Below are 20,275 nucleotides of genomic sequence, written 5' to 3' on the forward strand. Positions count from 1 at the left end.
GTGTCGGGCAAGTTTTAAAAATCGCGGCAAGTGTGAACTTAGTGAACTTTGCCGCGAACAGGCCAACCGGTGGCAGCCTCTAAACCGCCACCAGCTCTGGGGATTCCGTGACACGGCCCCTTAACGAACGAAGGAAATACCCATGCGTCATCGCTTCGGCGGCCGTAAGCTGCAGCGTACCTCGGCACATCGCATTGCGCTGTTCCGCAACATGTCGGCCGCGCTGATCAAGCACGAGCAGATCACCACCACCGTCGCCAAGGCGAAGGAACTGCGTCCCTACGTCGAAAAGCTGATCACGCTGGCGAAGAAGGGCGGCCTGTCGAACCGTCGTCTCGCGCACGCTCGTCTGCTCGACGATGCGCAGCTGACCAAGCTGTTCGACGTGCTGGCGACCCGCTACGCCGATCGCAACGGTGGCTATACCCGCATCATCAAGGCCGGCATCCGCGCCTCGGACGCCTCGCCGATGGCGATCATCGAATTCGTCGACCGCGACTTGTCGGCGAAGGGTCAGGATTCGGGCCCGGTGATCAGCGAAGAGGATTTCGACGAAGCCGCCTGATCGGCGTTTCGGTCGAGAGACACAGGGACGGGGCGGTCGTACTTCGGTACGGCCGCCCTTTCTCGTTTGAACGGGTAACATTGTCTCCACGGGGTTGCGTAGGCGTACGGGTCGCGTATCCTGCTGGTAACGCCGGATACCTTCCGGCTCGTCCCGTGGAGCAACGATGTACCGCCATGCCCTTGTCGCGATCACGTGCCTGATGACCAGCACGACTGCCCTTGCCCAGACCATCGCCTATCCGCAGACCCGCACCGTCGACCAGGTCGACGAACAGTTCGGCGTGAAGGTCGCCGATCCCTATCGCTGGCTGGAAAACGACGTCCGCAATGATCCGCAGGTCGCGGCCTGGGTCGCGGCGGAGAACAAGGTCACCGACGCCTATCTGGCGACACTGCCCGGCCGCGACATCTTCAAGCAGCGGCTGACCCGGTTGTTCGACTATGAACGCTTCGGCGTGCCGAACCGCGAAGGCGGTCGCTATTTCTACAGCCGCAATTCGGGGCTGCAGAACCAGTCGGTGCTGTACGTCCGCGACAGCCTGAACGGGCAGGGGCGGGTGCTGATCGATCCCAATGGCTGGTCGAAGGATGGCGCGACCGCGCTCGCCGAATGGGCCCCGTCGAAGGATGGCAAGCGGCTGCTCTATTCGATCCAGGACGGGGGCAGCGACTGGCGCAAGTTGCGCGTGCTGGACGTCGACACCGGCAAGGTGCTCGACGACCAGATCGACTGGGTGAAATACGGCCTGTCGGCGTCGTGGGTGAAGGATGGCTCCGGCTTCTATTATGCTCGTTTCCCGACGCCGGAAAAGGGGCAGGAGTTTCAGAGCCAGAACCTGAACGCCAAGGTCTATTTCCACAAGCTGGGTACGCCGCAAAGCGCCGACCGGCTGATCTACGAACGGCCCGACCAGCCGCGCTATACCTTCTATCCCGGCATCACCGATGACGGGCGCTGGCTCGTCATTTCGACCAGCGGGCCGGGCGATCATACCGAGATCACCGTCCTCGACCTGACCAGGCCGAACGACAAGCCCCGCACCATCGTCAACACCGACAATGTCGACTGGAACACCGTCGGGTCGAAGGATAGCACGCTGTACCTGACCACGACGCAGGGCGCGCCGCGCCTGCGCATCGTGACGCTCGATATGGCCGCCGCCAATCCCCAACCGAAGGAACTGGTCGCGGAGGACAAGGCGGTGCTGAACGGCGCGAGCCTCGTCGGCGGCCGGATCATGGCGGCGTATCTTGTCGATGCGAAGACCGAGGTGAAGCGCTTCACCCTCGACGGCAAGCCCGACGGCATGATCGAACTGCCCGGCATCGGCACGGTCGGCGGCGTCGGTGGGGAACTGGACAACAACGAAGGCTTCTTCGCCTTCTCCAGCTTCGCGACGCCGACCACCATCTATCGCTACGACGTCGCCACGCGGCAGGTGACGCCATGGGCGACGCCGAAGGTCGCGTTCGACCCGGCGCAGTACGACGTCCGCCAGCGCTTCTACACGTCGAAGGACGGGACCAAGGTCCCGATGTTCATCGTCAAGCGCAAGGATGTGACGAAGCCCGCGCCGACGCTGCTCTATGCCTATGGCGGGTTCAACGTGCCGATCCTGCCGGGTTTCTCGCCGGGGCGCATCGCATGGCTGGAGCAAGGCGGCGTGCTGGCGGTCGCGAACATCCGCGGCGGCAGCGAATATGGCAAGGAATGGCATGACGGCGGCAAGCTGCTGAACAAGCAGAATGTATTCGATGACTTCATTGCGGCGGGCGAAGACCTGATCGCACAGGGGGTTACCGGCAAGGGGCAGCTGGCGATCCAGGGCGGGTCGAACGGCGGGCTGTTGGTCGGCGCGGTCGTCAACCAGCGGCCCGACCTGTTCGCCGCCGCGCTGCCGGCGGTGGGCGTCATGGACATGCTGCGTTTCGACCGGTTCACCGCCGGGCGCTACTGGGTCGATGATTATGGCGTACCGGCCAAGGAAGCGGATTTCCGCAACCTGTTGACCTATTCGCCCTATCACAATGTGAAGGCCGGGGTGACCTATCCGGCGATCCTCGCGACGACCGCCGACACCGACGACCGCGTGGTGCCGGGGCATACGTTCAAATACACCGCTATGCTCCAGTCGAAGGACATCGGGCCGAAGCCTCATCTGGTCCGCATCGAAACACGCGCGGGCCACGGTTCGGGCAAGCCGACCGACAAGGTGATCGAGGAAACCGCCGATCTGTGGGCGTTCATCGCCAAATGGACCGGGCTGAACGTGAAGCCGATCAACTGACAAATGACGCCGCGCGGGGCTGGCACCCGCGCGGCGCTCTGCTATCGGGGGGCATGAACGAGACCCCCGATTCCATCCTGATCGTCGACTTCGGCAGCCAGGTGACGCAGCTCATCGCGCGTCGCGTGCGCGAGGCCGGAGTCTATTCCGAGATCGTCCCCTTTCAGAAGGCCGACGAAGCCTTTGCCCGCCTCGCGCCCAAGGGCGTGATCCTGTCGGGCGGTCCCGCGTCGGTCTGCGACGAAGGCTCCCCCCGCGCACCGCAGGCGATCTTCGATTCCGGCGTGCCGGTCCTCGGCATCTGCTACGGCCAGCAGGTCATGACCGAGCAGCTGGGCGGCAAGGTCGAGAAGGGCCATTCGGGCGAGTTCGGCGAAGCCTATGTCGAGGTGGGCGAGAATTGCAGCCTGTTCGACGGGCTATGGGCGGTCGGCGAACGGCATCAGGTATGGATGAGCCACGGCGACAAGGTCGCGGCAATCGCGCCGGGCTTTCAGGTCGTAGCCACCAGCCCCGGCGCGCCGTTCGCGATCATCGCCGACGATGCCCGACGCTATTATGGCGTGCAGTTCCACCCGGAGGTCTTCCACACGCCCGATGGCGCGAAGCTGATCGCCAATTTCGCGCGCCACGTCTGCGGCATGTCCGGCGACTGGACGATGGCCGAGTTCCGCGAACTCAAGATCGCCGAGATCCGCGAACAGGTCGGCGATGGGAAGGTCATTTGCGGCCTGTCGGGCGGGGTCGATTCGTCGGTCGCCGCGCTACTGATCCACGAGGCGATCGGTGACCAGCTGACCTGCGTGTTCGTCGATGGCGGCATCCTCCGCGCGGGCGAGGCCGAACAGGTCGTCAGCCTGTTCCGCGGCCATTACAACATCCCGCTGGTCCATGTGGATGCGCAGGACCTGTTCATGGACGGCCTGGCCGGCGTCACCGACCCCGAAGCCAAGCGCAAGTTCATCGGCAAGACGTTCATCGACGTGTTCGAGGCCGAGGCGAACAAGCTGGGCGGGGCGCAGTTCCTGGCGCAGGGCACGCTCTATCCGGACGTGATCGAAAGCGTCAGCTTCACCGGCGGGCCGTCGGTCACGATCAAGAGTCACCACAATGTCGGCGGCCTGCCCGAACGCATGAACATGAAGCTGGTCGAGCCGCTGCGCGAACTGTTCAAGGACGAGGTCCGCGCACTGGGTCGCGAACTGGGGCTGCCCGACGTGTTCGTCGGTCGCCACCCGTTCCCCGGACCCGGCCTCGCCATCCGCATTCCGGGCGAAGTGACGCGCGAACGCTGCGACATCCTGCGCAAGGCGGACGCGATCTATCTCGAGGAAATCCGTGCGGCGGGTCTGTACGACACGATCTGGCAGGCGTTCGCGGTGCTGCTGCCGGTACGCAGCGTCGGCGTGATGGGCGACGGACGGACGTACGACAATGTGCTGGCGCTGCGGGCGGTCACCTCGACCGACGGCATGACCGCACAGGCATTCCAGTTCCCCGGCGACTTCCTGCCGCGGGTAGCGACCCGGATCATCAACGAGGTGAAGGGCATCAACCGGGTCACCTACGACTATACGAGCAAGCCGCCCGGCACGATCGAGTGGGAATGAAGCGGAGAGGCGATCGTCCGGGGGACGATCGTCCCCGCTTCATTCGCCCCGCGCAAGCGGGGTGCTGACACGGGCTCAAATCGCCTAGGGGACGATTTGTGCCGTGTCATTCGGCTGGCATGAGCCAGCCATGGCGCGTCGCTAGAAGAGCCGTCACCCCGGACTTGATCCGGGGTCCCGCTTCTTCTTCTGCCGTCGGAAAGAAGCGGGACCCCGGGTCAAGCCCGGGGTGACGTAGGGGGCAGGCACCCCTATCGCGGCAACCGGATCGTCGCGTTCAGCCCGCCGCCATTACGGTTCGCCAGCACGATCTCGCCCCCCGCATCGCGCACGATCGCGCGGGCCAGCGCGAGGCCGAGCCCGATCCCGCCCGTCCCGCGATTGCGCGACGTTTCCAGCCGGGTGAACGGATCGAACACCGCCTCCATTCGGTCGGCCGGAATGCCGGGGCCGCGATCGGCGACGATGATCGCCACCGAACGGGGAGTCGTTTCCACCCGGACCTCGACCGCACCGGCATATTTGATCGCATTCTCGATCAGGTTGCGCACCGCTCGCCGCATCAGATTGGGCCGCAGGTGCAGCGGCACCCGCGCCGCTTCGACGAAGTCGACTTCGTTACCCAGGTCGCGGAAATCCTCGACCACTGCATCGACCAGCGCGGCTACATCGACATCGGTCGCCGCCTCGCTCGGCCGGCCGAGCCGCGCCAGCGAGAGGATATCGTCGAGCGTCGCGTTCATTTCGTCGATCGTCTCGACCATCCGCGCGCGGTCGGTATCGTCCTCGACCGACTCCACCCGGACGCGCAACGCGGCCAGCGGGGTGCGCAGGTCATGGCCGATCGCGCCCAGCATCCGGTCCTTTTCATCGACCATCGCATTCACCCGCTGCCCCAGGTCGGTGAAGGCCGCGATCAGCAACCGTACATCCTGCGGCCCCGAGGGTTCGATGGCGGGCAGGGGCCGGGCGGGGTGAAAGGCGCGCGCCGCGCCGGCAAGGCCGCGCAACGGCTTGGCGATGCGCCGGCCGATCCACAGCACTGGCAACAACACGATGACATAGAGGATGAAGGTTTGCGCCAAGAGCTGCCACAGCAGACTGCGCTCTGCCATTGGCCAGGGCGTGTGCGATACCAGCCAGCCGCGCCCCGGCAGCTCGACCGACGCGTCCAGCACCGCGCCCATCCGCCGCAGCCGATCGGCCCGCGGCCCGGTGATGCCGCGTGCGCGCACCTCGGCCTCGTCGATCGGGCGGATATGTGCGGCAACCGTGCCGATGCGGATGCCGGCCTCCGCAAAGCCCGAACGGATCGCGTCCTCGACATCGCCTTCGGCGTCGCCGCGCATCACGGGCGCGCGGTCGGTGACCAGTCGGACCCCGCGCATCCGGTCGCGCGGGCTGGCATTGGGCTGGCCGGGCCGGGGGGCGATGCGGCGTTCGGCGGCATCGATCAGCCGGGTGACGGCGGGGAGCGTAATCTCGGCAAAGCGGAAGGCGCGGCGTTCGCGCAGCAACAGGCCGAAGTTCAGCGCCTGCGCGACGAACAGTGCCACCGCGACCAGCAGCGCGATCTGTCCCGGCAGGCTGGTCGGACCCAGCCGCCTCACAGGCGGGTTCTCGATTCGCACCGCTTCACAGCCGCGTCACCTCGGTCGCCAGCGTATAGCCGCCGCCCCACACGGTCTTGATGATTTCCGGGTTGCGCACATCGGTCTCGATCTTCTTGCGCAGCCGGCTGACCTGATTGTCGATCGCCCGGTCGAATGCCGCCGCCTCGCGCCCCTGAGTCAGGTCGAGCAACTGGTCGCGGGTCAGCACCTGGCGCGGGCGGGTGACCAGCGCGTGGAGCAGGTTGTATTCCCCGGTCGACAGCGGCACCGACACGCCTTCGCGGTCGACCAGCGCTCGCTCGCCGGTCTTCAGCACCCATCCGGCAAAGGCGAACGATCCCGCCTCCGGGGCATGTTGTCGCACGGCGCCACCCGCCGTCCGCCGCAGCACGACCTTCACGCGCGCCGCCAGTTCACGCGGGGAAAAAGGCTTCACGACATAATCGTCGGCCCCCATTTCCAGCCCGACGATACGGTCGGTTTCCTCCGCGCGCGCGGTCAGCAGGATGACCGGCGTCTCGCTCGTCTCGCGGATATGGCGGCACAGCGACAACCCGTCCTCGCCCGGCATCATGATGTCGAGAATGGCGAGGTCAATGGCATAGGCGTTCAGCCGCGCCCGCGCGCCCTCAGCATCGCCCGCCTGGGTGACGCGAAAGCCCTGCTTCGTCAGATATTGGGCAAGCGGTTCGCGGATCGATCGTTCGTCGTCGACCAGCAGCAAATGGGGAATATCGGCCATGTCGGACATGCTACGCGGCCCATCGGCATAAGGGAAATGACGGACGGCGCGACGCCGGGCCGCGCCGTCCGATCGGCGGGTTACTCCCCCGGTTGGCCGCCGCGCCGCGCCATGCGCCGGTCGCGCCACGCCTTGCGCTCTGCCGCATCGACGCGGCCGTCATGGTTCGCATCCTGCCGGTCGAAGCCGCGTGCCGCCACCGCGCGGAATTCCTCGCGGGTAATGACGCCGTCCTTGTCGGCATCGGCGCGTTCCAGCATCCGGTCGCCCATGCCATGCGCGCGGCCGGGCATCGGCGTGGCACCATCGACCGTCCCGCGCGGGCGCTGCGGCAGGGCCGCGCGTTCGGCGGCGCTGATCTTGCCGTCACGATCGGTGTCGAGCGCATCGAATCGACGGTCGGCGCGGGTCATCGCCTCCTCGCGCGTCAGCACGCCATCGGCCATCGGCCGGGGCGGTTGCGGCGCAGTCTGCGCGGTGACGATCGAGGGCAGGGCAATGCCGGCGAGCGAGGCGGCGGCGATCAACGAACGCATGGAACGTAACCTTTCGGAACAAGGGGCGCACCTCCGGTGGAGAATGCGCCCCTTGTTGCCGCCAATTGTCGCCAGCCTTTGTCGGTGGACGACTGCTTTGTCGCAGTTTGTCGCAAGCCTCAGTTCTTGGCCGGCGTCCCGAACAGGTTGCGGCGCTGTTCCTCGGTCATCGGCTTGCTGGAATCATTCACCGCCTTGCCCTTGGCATAGGCAGCGACCGTCGCCGGGCGCGCGGCGATGGCATCGTACCAGCGCTTCAGCTTGGGGAAGTCTTCCAGCTTCTGCCCTTGCGCTTCGTGCGGCACGATCCACGGATAGGCCGCCATGTCGGCGATCGAATAGTCGCCGGCGATGAAGTCGCGGTCGGCCAGTCGCTTGTCGAGCACGCCGTACAGCCGCGCGGTTTCGCGGATGTAGCGGTCCTGCGCATAGGGAATCTTCTCAGGCGCATAGATGTTGAAATGATGGTTCTGCCCGGCCATCGGCCCCAGGCCGCCCATCTGCCACATCAGCCATTGGATCGCGTCATAGCGCGCGGGCGTGTCGGCGGGCAGGAAGCGTCCGGTCTTTTCCGCCAGATACAGCAGGATCGCGCCCGATTCGAAGATCGACAGCGGAGCGCCGCCACCCAGCGGTTCGTGATCGACGATCGCCGGCATCCGGTTGTTCGGTGCGATGGCGAGGAATTCGGGGCGGAACTGCTCGCCCTTGCCGATATCGACGGGGTGGATGGTGTAGGGCAGGCCGGCTTCTTCGAGAAACAGCGTGATCTTGTGGCCATTGGGCGTGGGCCAGTAATGCAGGTCGATCATGGGACGGCTCCGATGCTGGTGACCCGCGCCAGATGGGGAGCAGCGGCCCGCCGGCCAAGGCGTCAGCGCGCGAAGAGGGTGAGCGGCACCGCGTCGCCCATCGCCCGATACCCCGCCATCGACGGGTGGAGATGGTCGCCGGAATCATAGGCGGGCAGCATCCGGTCGGGCCGGGCCGGATCGCGCACCACCGCGTCGAAATCGATCACGGCGTCGAAATTGCCCGGCGTGCGGATCCATGCGTTGATCGCCTGCCGCGCGGCCTCTCCCACCGCATCGGGATGGTAATAGTCGTTGCCGACGAACGGCGTGATCGTGCCGCCGATCACGGTCAGCTTCAGCGCGCGAGCACGGGCCACGATCTGCGCATAGCCGGCGATCATCTGCCGGACATGCGCGCGGCGCTCCTCCTCGCTCGCCGCCCGTTCGCGGCCGAGCCGGCCAAGATCGTTGACCCCCTCCAGCACGATCACATAGCGCACACCCGGTTGGCTCGCGACGTCGCTGTCGAACCGGGCGAGCGCATTGGGGCCGCTGCATTCGGCCAGCAGGCAGTTTCCGCCGATGCCGTGGTTCAGCACCGCGACCCCGCGCGTGGCCCGCGCGGCGGACAGGCGGCGGGCGAGGCCGTCGGTCCAGCGCAGATGCTGGCCGCCGGTCACGCCATAGCCATCGGTGATCGAATCGCCGAGCGCGACGACGGCGCGTGCGGTCGGGGCGGCGGCAACCTCGACCGCCGCGATCTGGAACCAGCGTTCGACGGGGGCCGCGTCGGTGAAGGCCGCGTCGGACAGTCGGTCGCCCCGCACGACCCAACTGCGCGTCCGGGCGCCGGGATGGCCGGTCTGCTGCTCCGGCAGGGCGGGGAAACGGGTGGAAATCGCGAGGTCGGACAGCGGCTTGACCGGAATTGCCACCGGATCGGACCAAAAATCCGCGCCGGCCGGTATCTCGACGCCGGCCTGTCCGCCAAAGGTCAGCGCCCGGTCGCTCGCGCCGATCGTCGTGGCTGCGGCCGGTCCGGTGGCGATCGCGACATGCGCGCCCGCGATGCGCAGCGGGGTGGTGCCGAACCGATTGGTGAAACGCACCCGAACGGCCGCGCCGCCCAGCGTCAGCCGGACGACCTGCCGCACGGTCGTATCGCCCTTGTCCGCGCCGGGGATACGCTGCTCGACACTCGTCTTGATCGGTGAGGTCGTCCAACTGGCAATCCAGGTCGTCCGATCGGCCGGGACGGCAGGTGCCGACAAGGCGACCAGCGCCAGTGCCGCGACGTTCCACTGTGCCCGCAATCGATATCCCCCCGCCATATGCCAACAATAGGTACAGGTCCGATATGGCCGCAACAAGTGTATAACTTTGTTTTTGAAGCATGTTCCAGTTGTCCGAGCCGAAACCGATCCACTAGGATGTATGTTGTATTGCTTAGGTGGGGCGCGCGTTGCGTTGTTACCGATCGAAGAGGAACAGCGCGAAGAAACTTAACAGGGAGAACGGCCTATGCCGGGTCAGGCAGCCGATTTGGTAATGCGGAACGAAGCCGATCAGCCGACCGTCTCCTCGGCGGACTTTGCCCGACGGTTCGGCCAGCTGCGTCAGATGCAGGATGACGAAGCGATCTTCGTTACCCATCATGGCCGGGCGACCCATGTCCTGACAACGGTGCGGCATTACAATGCGCTCAAGGACACCGATGGCGAACGAGGCGGTGCCGCCGCCGCATCACCCAGCCTGACCGAACTGGCCAATTGCCTGACCATCGGCGTCGTGCTTATCGACTATGACATGCGCGTGATCGCCGCCAACCAGGTCGCCCATGCGCAGGTGAACCGGGCGGAGGGCGAGTTCGTCGGGCATTCGATCTTCAAGGCGGTTCCGGCGATCGACGGTTCGCTGGTCGAAACCTATGTCCGTCGCGCGGTGGTCAGCCGGGAACCCTGTTCGGCGGAAATCCCGTCGCTGTTCCGACGGGACGGCTGGATCAGGATCGATATCCATCCGTTCGCGCGGCACGTCACGATCCTGGTCCACGACATTACCGAGGATATGAAGCGCCACCGCCTTGCCGATGCGCGACGCTCGCTGCGCGAAGCGATCGCGGTGCATGACGGCATCGGCTATGTCTGCCTCAACATTCGCGGCCATATCGACCGGGTCGAGCCGACCTTTGCTGGCATGGTGCAACTGTCCGAGGAACGGTTGCACCATGTCGCCATGGCCGATCTGGTCCCGGTCGCCCACCGCGTCGCCTTTCGCGAGACGCTGGACCAGGTGCTGAGCGGCGAGGGCGCCCGGACCATCGACAGCGCGCTGCTGTCGAACGACGGTACGACGGTCGCGGTGCGGGTTACCATCGCCGAGCTACGCAGCATCTATGGCAATGAGGGGGCGATCGTCCTGCTCACGCGGCGTTAGCGCATGACCGGAGCGGGTGCGGTCGCCTGCACCGTGATGGCGGCCACCCGACCGTCGACCTGACGCTATCCGACCAGCACCGGCGTGCCGCAACGCACGCCGTCGACCCGCACGTCCGCCTGTCCGACATGCACGCCCGCCAGCGCCGTGACCTGCCCCACCACCAGGTCCAGCGCCGGAGCGGCGATGCTGAGCGTATTGCCGAGCGTGCTGGTCAGCAGCCCGGTCGACAGGCCGAGGCCCAGCACATTGGCGCGAATGTCGATCGTGCGCAGCAGGCTGCTGGCGACGCCGGCGGCAATGTCGTTGGTCGATACCGTCTTCACGACATTGCCGTCGATCTCGGCCGCGGAGAAATTCACCCGTTGCGCGCTGACCCCGCCCAGCTGCACGTCTGCCAGACCCGTCAGCGTGACGAGCGGCAGGCTGACCAGCCGCGCCGGGCGCAGCGGCATCGGCTGCTGGAAATAGGGGAGGTTGGCCGGGTCGAGATCGGCGATCGCCGCGCGTCCGACCGATGGCGTGACGTCCAGTGCGACCAAGGCATTGGCGGGGCCTCCACGACAGCCGATCTGCGCCAGCCGCGCCTCCGCCGACGCCAGTTCGACGAAGATCGGTACCCGCACCGACCCGAGGCTCAGCGGCGCGTTGAGCAATGCGACGTCGATCCACAGCCGCGTCTGCGCGCTGCGCACGACGGTCTGGCCCGCCTCGCCGACCGATAGCCAGTGGCTACCGGCGGGTCGCTCGCCGATCTGCAGCCACAATTTGACCTGGCCGATGCCGGGAATGCCCAGATCGACCGCGCTCTGGATTTGCCGCGTGCCGCTAGAGAGCTGCAACGCCTCGCGCAGGAACGCATAGGCGTCGACCGGTACCGGGCGCGTGGGATCGGCGGCACCGCGGCTGCCCAGCGGTCCGAGGTCGATCAGCGTGTCGAGCCGGACGTTGCGATTGGGCAGCTTGCCCGCGACGCTGCGCAGAACCTGCGCGGCGGCGCTGCTGGTGGTGGCACCGGCCATCGCCGTCACCAGCGTTGGCAGGGCGATATCGGACGCCAGTACCTCATCGAAGCTCAGCGCCTGCACGCTGCCGCCGGTACGCAGCAACTCGGCGGTCTTCAGCAGGTCGACCTGCCCCGACACCAGCGCGTTATAATCCATGACCGACAGCGACAATTCGCTGCCCGCCAGCTGCGACAGCAAGGCACCGGGCAGGCCGCCCTGCACCGATGCCAGCCGCGTCCCGATCGAAAATCCGGCAAGGTCTATGCGCGCCGCCGTCGCGCGGGCATCGATGGTGATGTCGCGATAGCCGAACACCTGCGCAAAGATCGGCTGCACCCGGCTTTGCAGCGCGACCTGTGCCGCATTCCCCGGCGTTCCGTTCGCCAGGAACCGCGCATCGACTGCCAGCCGCGGATCGCGGCTGAACCGGCCGGGCATCATCGTCACCAGCCGCGTCGCATTGTCCGGCGACAGCGCCACCGCCGCCTGCGCCCGCGCGGTCGCATTGTCGAGATCGGCCGCTGCCGCCAGCGCCGCGGCATCGGCCGCACCCTGCAACCTGCGTTTCTCCAGATACAGGGTGGCGGTATCCACCCCCAGCACCGCCGTACCGGTCAGCATCGCCAGCCCGCCGGCCAGGATCATCGCGACATTGCCGTCGCGCGCACCTACCAGTCGCCGCACCATCCCCCCCGCCATCGCCCTAGAACCCCGCCAGCACGACGCTGGCCTGTCGCTGGATGGTGCGGGTCGCGGCGGGCATGATCGGCAGCTTCAGCAGCGGATTGGTCGAGCCGTCATAGGTGACCTTCACCGTCATCTGTCGTCCATCGTCTTCGACTTTCACCGCCAACGCGTCACTGCGGATGCCATAGCTCTGCGCCAGCGTCGTGACGGCGGCCTGCTGCGCCAGCGTGGCGCGTTCCGCGGCAGTGATCCCGGCCAGCGCTGCGCGCGCGCCTTCGTTCGCGCTCTCCTGCACGACGTGCGACATGGCCAGCCAGCTGCCACCGCTGACGATGCCGAACAGGAAGAGGGCGAGGATCGGCAGCGCCAGCGCGAGTTCGATGATCGCGGTGCCCCGCCCGTCGCGCAGCGCGCGAGCGACATCGCGGACGATACGGAATTTACGCAATTGCTGCAGGAGGATGGCCGGAGTGCCGCTCGAACCTCCCAAGCGACGTGATTTGGCTGGTGCGACCCTGTTACCCGATACGCGGTAGCAGAAGCTGGCAATCATGCTCCGATCCTCCCTGTCATCAGGATAGGGCAGGCCGGTAACCTGCCGGTTGCAATTAACCTTCTGCGAAATAACGTATTTTGCGGCACGTCGGCGCGTCCGGTCGTGTGGCGCGAAATCGTCGTTCGCGAGGGAGTCGCGCACGGTCCGTCATGGCGAAGCGGCACCACGGCGCGTGGGTGCCCGGCCACCGCTTGCCCCGTTACGCGCGACGCGGTACCCGCTGCATCGATCCGCCCGCATCCGCGCGGGCCGTCCCAGATGTGAACGGGTATCCAGACGTGACTGCTGCCAATCGAACGACGGAATCCGGGCTATGGTGGCTGGGAGACCGGATGGCGGTACTGGTCCTCGGCCTGATCGCCGGGTTCGTCGTCGGCCTGTCCTTTGCCGGTAGCGGCCGGATCGCACTGCCCGGATCGCCGACGGCACCGATCGCCTCGCCGGTGCCGCCGGTCGCACCGGGCGCGTCGTCGACCGGTACCGATGCCGCACCCGCCGCCCCCGCTGCCCCGGCCGGCGTCGCGCGCACCGTCGACGGCCCGATCGATCCACGGGTGGTCGGCCGGGTAAAGCGCGACGGCGTGCTGCGCGTCGGTGTATTCGGTGACAGCTTTGGCAACGGCATCTGGGATGCCCTCTACCGCCAGCTGCCGAAGGAAGACGGGTTCGAGGTGCTGAAATTCGCGAAGGAAGCGACCGGCTTCACGCGTTACCGCGTCCTCGACCTTGAAAAGCGCGCGCGCGAACAGCTCGCGGCCCAGCCGGTCGACGCCGTCGTCATCAGCTTCGGCGCGAACGACAACCAGGCGGTGTTTGCCGACGGTCATCTCCACCCGTTGATGAGCGATGGCTGGAAACAGGTGATCGGCGACCGCATCGACAGCTATGTGGCGGCGCTGCGCTCGACCGGCGCGGTCGTCTATTGGGTCGGCCTGCCGGTAATGCGCGATCCCCAGCTCGATGCCGATATGCAGGCGATGGACGCATTTTACGAAGAACATATGCGCCGGCTGGGCGTGCCGTTCCTCGACTCCCGCCCGCTGACGCTGGACGCGGAGGGCAAGTACAACGCGTATCTGCCCGACCTGAAGACCGGCAAGCCGGTGCTGATGCGTACCGGTGACGGGCTGCACATGATCGGTGTCGGATATCAGCGGTTGACGAACAGCGTCGCGAACGACCTGCGCCGTTACGCCGAGCGCGCCCGGCGCGAGGCGGGGCGTCCGTTGCCGACGCCCACGCCGACCGCGACCGGGACGGCACGCTGATGTCGGCGCTGTTCGCCATCGCGCTGGCGCAGGCCGCAACCGCCAACGCCTGTATCGGCGGGTTGTGCGACGCGGAGCGGCTGCGGCCGTTTCTCGAGAAGCTCTCCACCGCGCGCAGTGCGCCCGAACCGGTCCGCATCCTGCAGATCGGCGACAGCCATACCGCAGGCGACCAGATCACCGGCAGCTGGCGGACGCTGTTGCAGACGCGCTATGGCCGGGCGGGGCGGGGGGCGTTGCCGCCCGGGCGGCCCTATGCCGGCTATCTGACCCGCGACATCACGGCGGGCCAGTCGATCGGCTGGAGCGTCAACGGCATTTTTGGCGCGGCGTGGTCGCCGAACAGCAATGTTCGCCTGGGCCTCAGCGGCTACAGCCTGACCAGCACGCAGCCGGGCGCGACGCTGACGCTCAGCGCCGATAACGGCCGGGATTTCGACCGGCTGACCGTGTGTGCGCTCAGCGGACCGGGGCAGGGATCGCTGCAGCTGAGCCTCGGCGCGGCGGTCGTCTCTTGGCCGCTGGAAGGTGCACAGAACGGCAGCCGCTGTCGCACGCTCGACGGCAATGGTGAGGCGACGATCGCGTCGGCGACCGTCCTCGACGGACCGGTGACGATCACCTCCTGGAGTACCGAACGGCGCGCGGGCGGCGGCGTGATCTTGTCGAACCTCGGCACGGTCGGTGCGCAGTTCATGCATTTCGGCCGCACCGACGACCGCGTCGTCACGACCGAACTGGCAGTGTATCGTCCCGACCTGATCGTTATCGCCTATGGTACCAACGAAGCGTTCCGACCGGGCTTTTCGGCCAGCGCCTATGAAGCGACGCTCCGCGCAGACCTGACGCGGCTGAAGCGGCTGGCACCGGGCGTGCCGATGCTGCTGGTCGGCGCACCCGATTCCGCGACGAAGCTGCCTTCGCTCCAGACCGGAGAGAGCGGTACCAGCAGCCCGTGTACGTCGGGCGGCGAATGGCGTCCGACGGCCGCGCTGGCGTCGGTACAGGCGATCCAGCGGCGACAGGCAAAGGCGTTCGGCATCGCCTATTGGGACTGGGCACAGCGCATGGGCGGCCGCTGCGTCGCCGATGGCTGGACGCAAGGGGCCAGCCCGATGATGCGCGGCGATCACGTCCATTTCACCAGCCGCGGCGGCGCGGAGATCGCCCGGCTGCTCCAGGCCGATCTGGACGCGGCGATGACCCGGCTGGTCGGGTCCGCCGGGCAGTCCGGCTGGTCGACCCCGGCCGATCCGACGACGGCGCGCTAAATGCTGTTCCCCACGCTCAGCTTCGGGCTGTTCTTCCTTGTCGTCTATGCGATCACCTGGTCGCTGGGACGCTCGAACGAATGGCGCAAGATCGCGCTGCTGCTCGCCAGCTGGTTCTTCTATGGCGCATGGGACGCGCGGTTCGTCGCGCTGCTGTTCGTCTCCGCCTTCGTCAACTGGGCGCTGGCACAGGCGATCGTGCGCAGTGACGACGACCGCACCGGCCGCGCGCTTGTCACGGTCGGCGTCGTCGCCAATCTGGGAGTGCTGGGCTATTTCAAATATGCCGGCTTCTTCCTCGAACAATTGGCCGCATTGCTGACCCCGCTGGGGTTCGGACGCGATCTGCCGCTGTTGCAGGTCGTGTTGCCAGTGGGGGTCTCGTTCTTCACCTTCCAGGCGATTTCCTATCTCGTCGACGTCCATCGTCGGCGCATCCCGGCGGCCAACCTGCTCGATCTGACGCTGTTGATGTCGTTCTTTCCGCATCTGGTCGCGGGGCCGATCGTGCGCGGGGCCGACCTGTTGCCGCAGTTCCGTCGCGTCCCGACGATCGATCGCGGTACCGTCGCCGCAGCGCTTCTGCTGATCCTGTGGGGCCTGTTCAAGAAGGCGGTCATCGCATCGCAGCTGGCCGGGGCGCTGGTCGATCCGGCATTCTTCGATCCGTCAAGCCGTTCGAGCTTCGACCTGCTGATCGGTGCCTATGGCTATGCGGTGCAGATCTATTGCGACTTTTCGGCCTATTCCGACATGGCGATCGGGCTGGCGGCGCTGCTGGGCTATACCTTTCCGCGCAATTTCGACCAGCCCTACCGTGCGTCCTCGCTCCAGGATTTCTGGCGGCGCTGGCACATCAGCCTGTCGAGCTGGCTGCGCGACTATCTCTACATCCCCTTGGGCGGCAGCCGTAAGGGGCCGGTGCGCACCTATCTCAACCTGTTCCTGACGATGCTGCTCGGCGGGCTGTGGCACGGGGCCAGCTGGGCGTTCGTGATCTGGGGCGCGCTGCACGGCGGATGGCTGGCGATCGAGCGCTTTTGGGCGCGCCACCGTCCCACGGGCCTGCCCAAGGCACCGCGCTGGGCCGGTATCCTCTTGACGTTCCACGTCGTCGTGCTGGGCTGGATCTTCTTCCGCGCGCAGGGGGAGGGGGAGGCATTCGCCTATCTGGGGCAGCTGTTCGCCGGCGACTGGCGCAATACGCTGGTCACCCCGCTGTCGCTGGTGCTGGTCGCGGTAGGCCTCGCCATCCATGCGGCGCCGGCGGGTATCCTCCAGCAACTGGCGGCGCGGGTGCGCCACCACGCCGCGCCGGTCATCGGCCTGTCGCTCGGCGTGCTGATCCTGATCGTCGACGCGATGCGTCCCGAAGGGGTCGCGCCGTTCATCTACTACCAGTTCTGACCCGGAGCCGCGCATGACCACAGGTGCCGAACAGGGGGAGATCGTCGAGGTGGGATCGCCGGTGCAGGTCGCGCCTGATCCGGTGGATGCCGTTCGGCCGTGGCGCTGGATGACGACGATCATCGCTACCGCGACGATGTTCCTGGCGCTGTTCAACGCCCATGCGATCGCCGCGTGGTTCGACGAACTGCCGCCATCGCCCTATACCGAGCCGCTGCGTGCGCCGATCGCCGCATGGGCGGGGTTTACCGAGCGACTTGGGTTCGATGCGCCGCGTGCGGCGGTGCGTCGCCGGTGGGAAGCGGCGCAGGCGGCGCGGTTCGGCGCTGAGCAGCCCGGCGAGGACGGCAGCGCGCGGTAGGGCGTGCAGCGTTCCATCATCTGATACCGTTTGGTTCGAGCAGCTTCGAGCTTGTCGAGAAGCGCCCGTCGAGAACGGTTCGTTTGCCACAACCCCTTCTCGACATCGGTTCTCGACAGGCTCGAACCTGCGCTCGAAGCAAACGGGTCTGGTTGGAACGGCGCGGCAAGCGCGGACGCCCCAAACAGCAACGCCCGCGCGAGCGAGGCTCGGCGCGGGCGTTGCGGATTTCCTGGCCGAGGCCGGAAACGGTTCAGCGATAGAAAGTGTGGTCGGCGATCTGCGCGACGCGGGTGCGCTTCGGGAACGAGGCACCGGCCGAATGGAAGAACAGCGCGCCCGGCGCAACGTCTTCGCCCTTGCCGGCCAGCGTGCGCTTCGCGATGTCGACCGCGGTGTTCCAGCGGCCATTGTTGCGCGGCGGGTCGTAGGCATCGACGTTGAAGAACTGGCCGCGCTGCTTGACGACGCCACAGGCGCTGGGGGCGAAACGGCCGCTCTTCATGCGGGCGCGGATGACTTGGGCGACGGCCAGCTGGCCCTTATGCGGCTGGTTGCCGGCTTCATGCACCACCACCTTGGCGACGCATTCGATTTCCGACTTGTCGAGGTCGGCGACGTCCGCATCGGCGATCTCGGTCGCGTCCGTTGCTTCGTCGGTCTGGGCGGGGAGGGGTTGCACCACCGGGGTCGGCGTTGCGAAGGTAACGGGAGTGGCAGCGAGGGCGACTGGTGCCGGTTGCTGAGCGACCGGGAGTTCGGGATCCGTGTTCATCGCGACATGGGCGCTCGCTACGCCACTTGCCGCCGTCAGGCTCCACAACACCAATACGGACCAACGCTTGTTCATTCCAACGCATCTTCTGTGCGCGAGGGTGCCCGCCATCGGCCGCAGAAACGCGGACAAAAAGAAGCGGCCGTCGGGATCCCCCACGTCTCGCCGTCCGGCTTCCGCTTCTGAAAAGAGGGCGGATCGCAGGACCGGCTAAAAACTGGGACGTCCCTTCTGCTTTGGGCGACGGACTGTCAACGTTTGCACCGTTCATCGGCGACGAACCGTTCGTGGCATCCGATCAATCCATGGCCGAAACGACAAATCGATCGAACGTAAAAACGTAGAAACCATGTTCCTGTCGCCGCTTTGTCGCGAATCGTCGCTAGGATCGGCCGGTCACGACTCGTTCGGACTATTGCCGCTGTTCGCCGCGTTCTTGGGCGAAACTGTTCAGCAACCAGCGACGGAATTCCGTCATCGCCCGACCCGGAGGCCGGGATTTCAGGCAGGTCAGCCAGTAACCGTCGCTCGACACCTCGACGGCGAAGGGACGCACGATCCGGCCGCCCTCCAGCTCGCGCCGGAACATCGTGCTCGGCGCGAGCGCGACCCCTTCGCCCAGCATTGCCGCCTGCACCATCACCAGCGACGAATCGAACAACGGCCCGTGCAGCGCGCCGACCTCCAGCCCCGCCGCGGCGAACCACGAAGGCCAGTCCTGCGCGCGATAGGAGCGCAGCAGGGTCCGGCGGAGCAGGTCGGTCGGACTGCGCAGCGTCCGCGCGACGGCCGGGGAACATAGCGGCGTCAGCGGCGCGGGGCAGATCGCATCCGCCGCTTCACCATGCCACGCGCCGTCACCGAAGCGGATCGCGCAGTCGAGTCCCTCGGCGACCAGATCGACCTGGTTGTTGTTGGTCAGCAGCCTGAGGTCGATCCCCGGACAGGCGGCACGAAACGCCGGCAGCCGTTCAAGCAGCGCCCCGACTGCGAAGGTGCCGACCGCACTGACCGTCAGCACCTCCGCCACGCCGCCGCTGTCGAACCGGTCGAACAGGCGGTCGATCGCCCCGAAGGATTCGACCAAAGTCGGGGCCAGCGCCATCCCCTCGTCGGTCAGCAGCAGCCCGCGATTGGACCGGCGGAACAGCGCGACGCCCAGCCGCGCCTCCAACGCCTTGATCTGATGGCTGACCGCCGCCTGCGTCACGCATAGTTCGTCGGCGGCACGGGTGAAGGAGAGGTGGCGCGCCGACGCCTCGAACGCGCGCAGGGCATTGAGCGGAACCGGTACGCGCGCCATGGAGCCTGAGATTTCCTAAGGATCGAACCGAGATTTGATCCTTTGTCGGCCGGCTGCATTCGCGTCAATTGCGGTGCCGTCGATATGACGCGAAGGGATGGCGGATATGGGATATCGCGGATTTTTCAGGGGATGGCTGGCGCTGGGAGCGGTGCTGGCCAGCGGGCCGGCATTGGCCGCCGATCCGCCGGAATGGACGATGCCGACCGAACCGTTCCGCATCGCCGACAATCTCTATTATGTCGGGACGAAGGGGCTGGCAGCCTATCTGATCGTGTCGCGCGACGGCGCGATCCTGATTGACGGGCCGATGGAGCGCAATGTGGCGCTGATCGAACGCAATATCCGGCGGGTCGGCGTGCCGCTGCATCGCGTCCGGCTGATCGTCAGCAACCACGCCCATGACGACCATGTTGGCGGCATCGCCGGGATCAGGCGCGATACCGGCGCGCGCTTCCTAGCCAGCGCGGCGGACCGCCCGGCGCTGGAGCGCGGCATCCCGCAGAGCGACGTCGATTACGGCGTGCGGCGCTTTCCGGCGGTGAAGGTCGACAAGGTGATCGGCGATGGCGAGGTGGTACGGTTGGGCGAGGTGGCCCTTACCGCACATCTGACCCCCGGCCATACGCCGGGCTGCACCAGCTGGTCGATGGTCGCGCGCGACGTGGGCAGGCTGCGCCGGGTCTTCTTTCCGTGCAGCATCACCGTGGCCGGCAACCGGCTGTTCGGCAATCGCGGCTATCCGGGAATCGTCGCCGATTTCCGCCGGACTTTCGCCAAACTGGCGACGATGCACGCCGATATCGTCCTGCCCGGCCATCCGGAGAGCGCGGACGTGATCGAACGCGGCGCGCGCCGCCACGCGGGGCAGGCCGATGCCTTTGTCGCTCCGGGCCTGCTGCCCCGCATGGTCACGGAGCAGCGCGCGGCGTTCGAGGCGGAGGTTGCGAAGGCGCGGCGCAAGGCGGGGTAGGGCCGATCGACATTCACCTCCCTCGACGCGGGACGACTATGCTATCCCTGTCGTCACTCCCGCGTAGGCGGGAGTCCATAG

At 66.9% G+C, this 20,275-nt stretch carries 18 protein-coding genes; 9 read left to right on the forward strand and 9 right to left on the reverse strand.

Annotation, left to right across the window (positions count from 1 at the left end; translation table 11 throughout):
- Window positions 1-142: 142 nt before the first annotated feature.
- The 3 genes from rplQ (at window position 143) to guaA (ending at window position 4,465) form a co-directional block, all read left to right on the forward strand.
- Window positions 143-565 (forward strand): 50S ribosomal protein L17, encoded by a 423-nt coding sequence (gene rplQ / locus MF609_RS12775; protein WP_242416678.1) that lies wholly within the window; start codon window positions 143-145, stop codon window positions 563-565.
- Between the two features lie 202 nt (window positions 566-767).
- A complete protein-coding gene (locus MF609_RS12780; RefSeq protein WP_242416679.1) occupies window positions 768-2,855 on the forward strand; it encodes a prolyl oligopeptidase family serine peptidase in 2,088 nt (695 codons plus the stop codon).
- Window positions 2,856-2,908: 53 nt separating this feature from the next.
- The gene (gene guaA, locus MF609_RS12785; protein WP_242416680.1) at window positions 2,909-4,465 is read left to right on the forward strand and encodes a glutamine-hydrolyzing GMP synthase; all 1,557 of its coding nucleotides are present in this window, start codon (window positions 2,909-2,911) and stop codon (window positions 4,463-4,465) included.
- A 251-nt stretch (window positions 4,466-4,716) separates the two neighbouring features.
- Here guaA and MF609_RS12790 read toward each other — a convergent pair whose 3' ends face one another.
- The 5 genes from MF609_RS12790 to MF609_RS12810 form a co-directional block, all read right to left on the reverse strand.
- On the reverse strand, window positions 4,717-6,075 hold the full coding sequence (locus tag MF609_RS12790; protein WP_242416681.1) for a sensor histidine kinase: 1,359 nt from the start codon (window positions 6,073-6,075) through the stop codon (window positions 4,717-4,719).
- 25 nt (window positions 6,076-6,100) lie between these two features.
- The gene (locus MF609_RS12795) at window positions 6,101-6,820 is read right to left on the reverse strand and encodes a response regulator (protein WP_066689608.1); all 720 of its coding nucleotides are present in this window, start codon (window positions 6,818-6,820) and stop codon (window positions 6,101-6,103) included.
- An 80-nt stretch (window positions 6,821-6,900) separates the two neighbouring features.
- A complete protein-coding gene (locus MF609_RS12800; protein WP_242416682.1) occupies window positions 6,901-7,356 on the reverse strand; it encodes an EF-hand domain-containing protein in 456 nt (151 codons plus the stop codon).
- A 119-nt stretch (window positions 7,357-7,475) separates the two neighbouring features.
- Window positions 7,476-8,168: a glutathione binding-like protein gene (locus tag MF609_RS12805; RefSeq protein WP_242416683.1), complete on the reverse strand. Its 693-nt coding sequence runs from the start codon at window positions 8,166-8,168 to the stop codon at window positions 7,476-7,478.
- Window positions 8,169-8,230: 62 nt separating this feature from the next.
- Complete coding sequence (locus tag MF609_RS12810; RefSeq protein ID WP_242416684.1) at window positions 8,231-9,481, reverse strand: SGNH/GDSL hydrolase family protein; 1,251 nt, start codon at window positions 9,479-9,481, stop codon at window positions 8,231-8,233.
- A gap of 190 nt (window positions 9,482-9,671) precedes the next feature.
- On the opposite strand from MF609_RS12810, the gene MF609_RS12815 reads away from it, so the two are divergent.
- Window positions 9,672-10,586, forward strand: coding sequence for a PAS domain-containing protein (locus MF609_RS12815; RefSeq protein ID WP_242416685.1), 915 nt, complete (start codon window positions 9,672-9,674; stop codon window positions 10,584-10,586).
- Window positions 10,587-10,651: 65 nt separating this feature from the next.
- On the opposite strand, the gene MF609_RS12820 is transcribed toward MF609_RS12815, so the two are convergent.
- A complete protein-coding gene (locus MF609_RS12820; protein WP_242416686.1) occupies window positions 10,652-12,292 on the reverse strand; it encodes a pilus assembly protein TadG-related protein in 1,641 nt (546 codons plus the stop codon).
- Window positions 12,293-12,296: 4 nt separating this feature from the next.
- Window positions 12,297-12,728, reverse strand: a complete 432-nt coding sequence (locus MF609_RS12825) for a TadE/TadG family type IV pilus assembly protein (RefSeq protein WP_242416687.1) — start codon at window positions 12,726-12,728, stop codon at window positions 12,297-12,299.
- 440 nt (window positions 12,729-13,168) lie between these two features.
- Here MF609_RS12825 and MF609_RS12830 point away from each other — a divergent pair, with 440 nt between their 5' ends.
- From MF609_RS12830 to MF609_RS12845, 4 genes are read left to right on the forward strand one after another with little or no spacing between them, the layout of a single operon-like run.
- Window positions 13,169-14,104, forward strand: coding sequence for an SGNH/GDSL hydrolase family protein (locus MF609_RS12830; RefSeq protein ID WP_242416688.1), 936 nt, complete (start codon window positions 13,169-13,171; stop codon window positions 14,102-14,104).
- Entirely contained in the window at window positions 14,104-15,375 is a 1,272-nt protein-coding gene (locus MF609_RS12835) for a GDSL-type esterase/lipase family protein (protein ID WP_242416689.1), read from the forward strand. The genes MF609_RS12830 and MF609_RS12835 overlap by 1 nt, the downstream gene beginning before the upstream one ends.
- A complete protein-coding gene (locus MF609_RS12840) occupies window positions 15,376-16,782 on the forward strand; it encodes an MBOAT family O-acyltransferase (protein ID WP_242416690.1) in 1,407 nt (468 codons plus the stop codon).
- Between the two features lie 13 nt (window positions 16,783-16,795).
- Window positions 16,796-17,143, forward strand: a complete 348-nt coding sequence (locus MF609_RS12845) for a hypothetical protein (protein WP_242416691.1) — start codon at window positions 16,796-16,798, stop codon at window positions 17,141-17,143.
- Between the two features lie 253 nt (window positions 17,144-17,396).
- Here the strand turns inward: MF609_RS12845 and MF609_RS12850 are convergent, their stop codons facing one another.
- Together MF609_RS12850 and gcvA are read right to left on the reverse strand one after the other, a co-directional pair.
- Entirely contained in the window at window positions 17,397-17,993 is a 597-nt protein-coding gene (locus tag MF609_RS12850; RefSeq protein WP_242416692.1) for a cell wall hydrolase, read from the reverse strand.
- A gap of 337 nt (window positions 17,994-18,330) precedes the next feature.
- The gene (gcvA, locus tag MF609_RS12855) at window positions 18,331-19,221 is read right to left on the reverse strand and encodes a transcriptional regulator GcvA (protein WP_242416693.1); all 891 of its coding nucleotides are present in this window, start codon (window positions 19,219-19,221) and stop codon (window positions 18,331-18,333) included.
- A gap of 106 nt (window positions 19,222-19,327) precedes the next feature.
- Between gcvA and bla the strand changes: the two genes are divergently transcribed.
- Window positions 19,328-20,194 carry a subclass B3 metallo-beta-lactamase gene (gene bla, locus MF609_RS12860; protein ID WP_242416694.1) on the forward strand — a complete coding sequence of 289 codons (867 nt, stop codon included), beginning with the start codon at window positions 19,328-19,330 and terminating at the stop codon, window positions 20,192-20,194.
- Window positions 20,195-20,275 lie beyond the last annotated feature (81 nt).

It is taken from the genome of Sphingomonas panni (assembly GCF_022664435.1).
Taxonomy (GTDB): Bacteria; Pseudomonadota; Alphaproteobacteria; order Sphingomonadales; family Sphingomonadaceae; genus Sphingomonas; species Sphingomonas panni.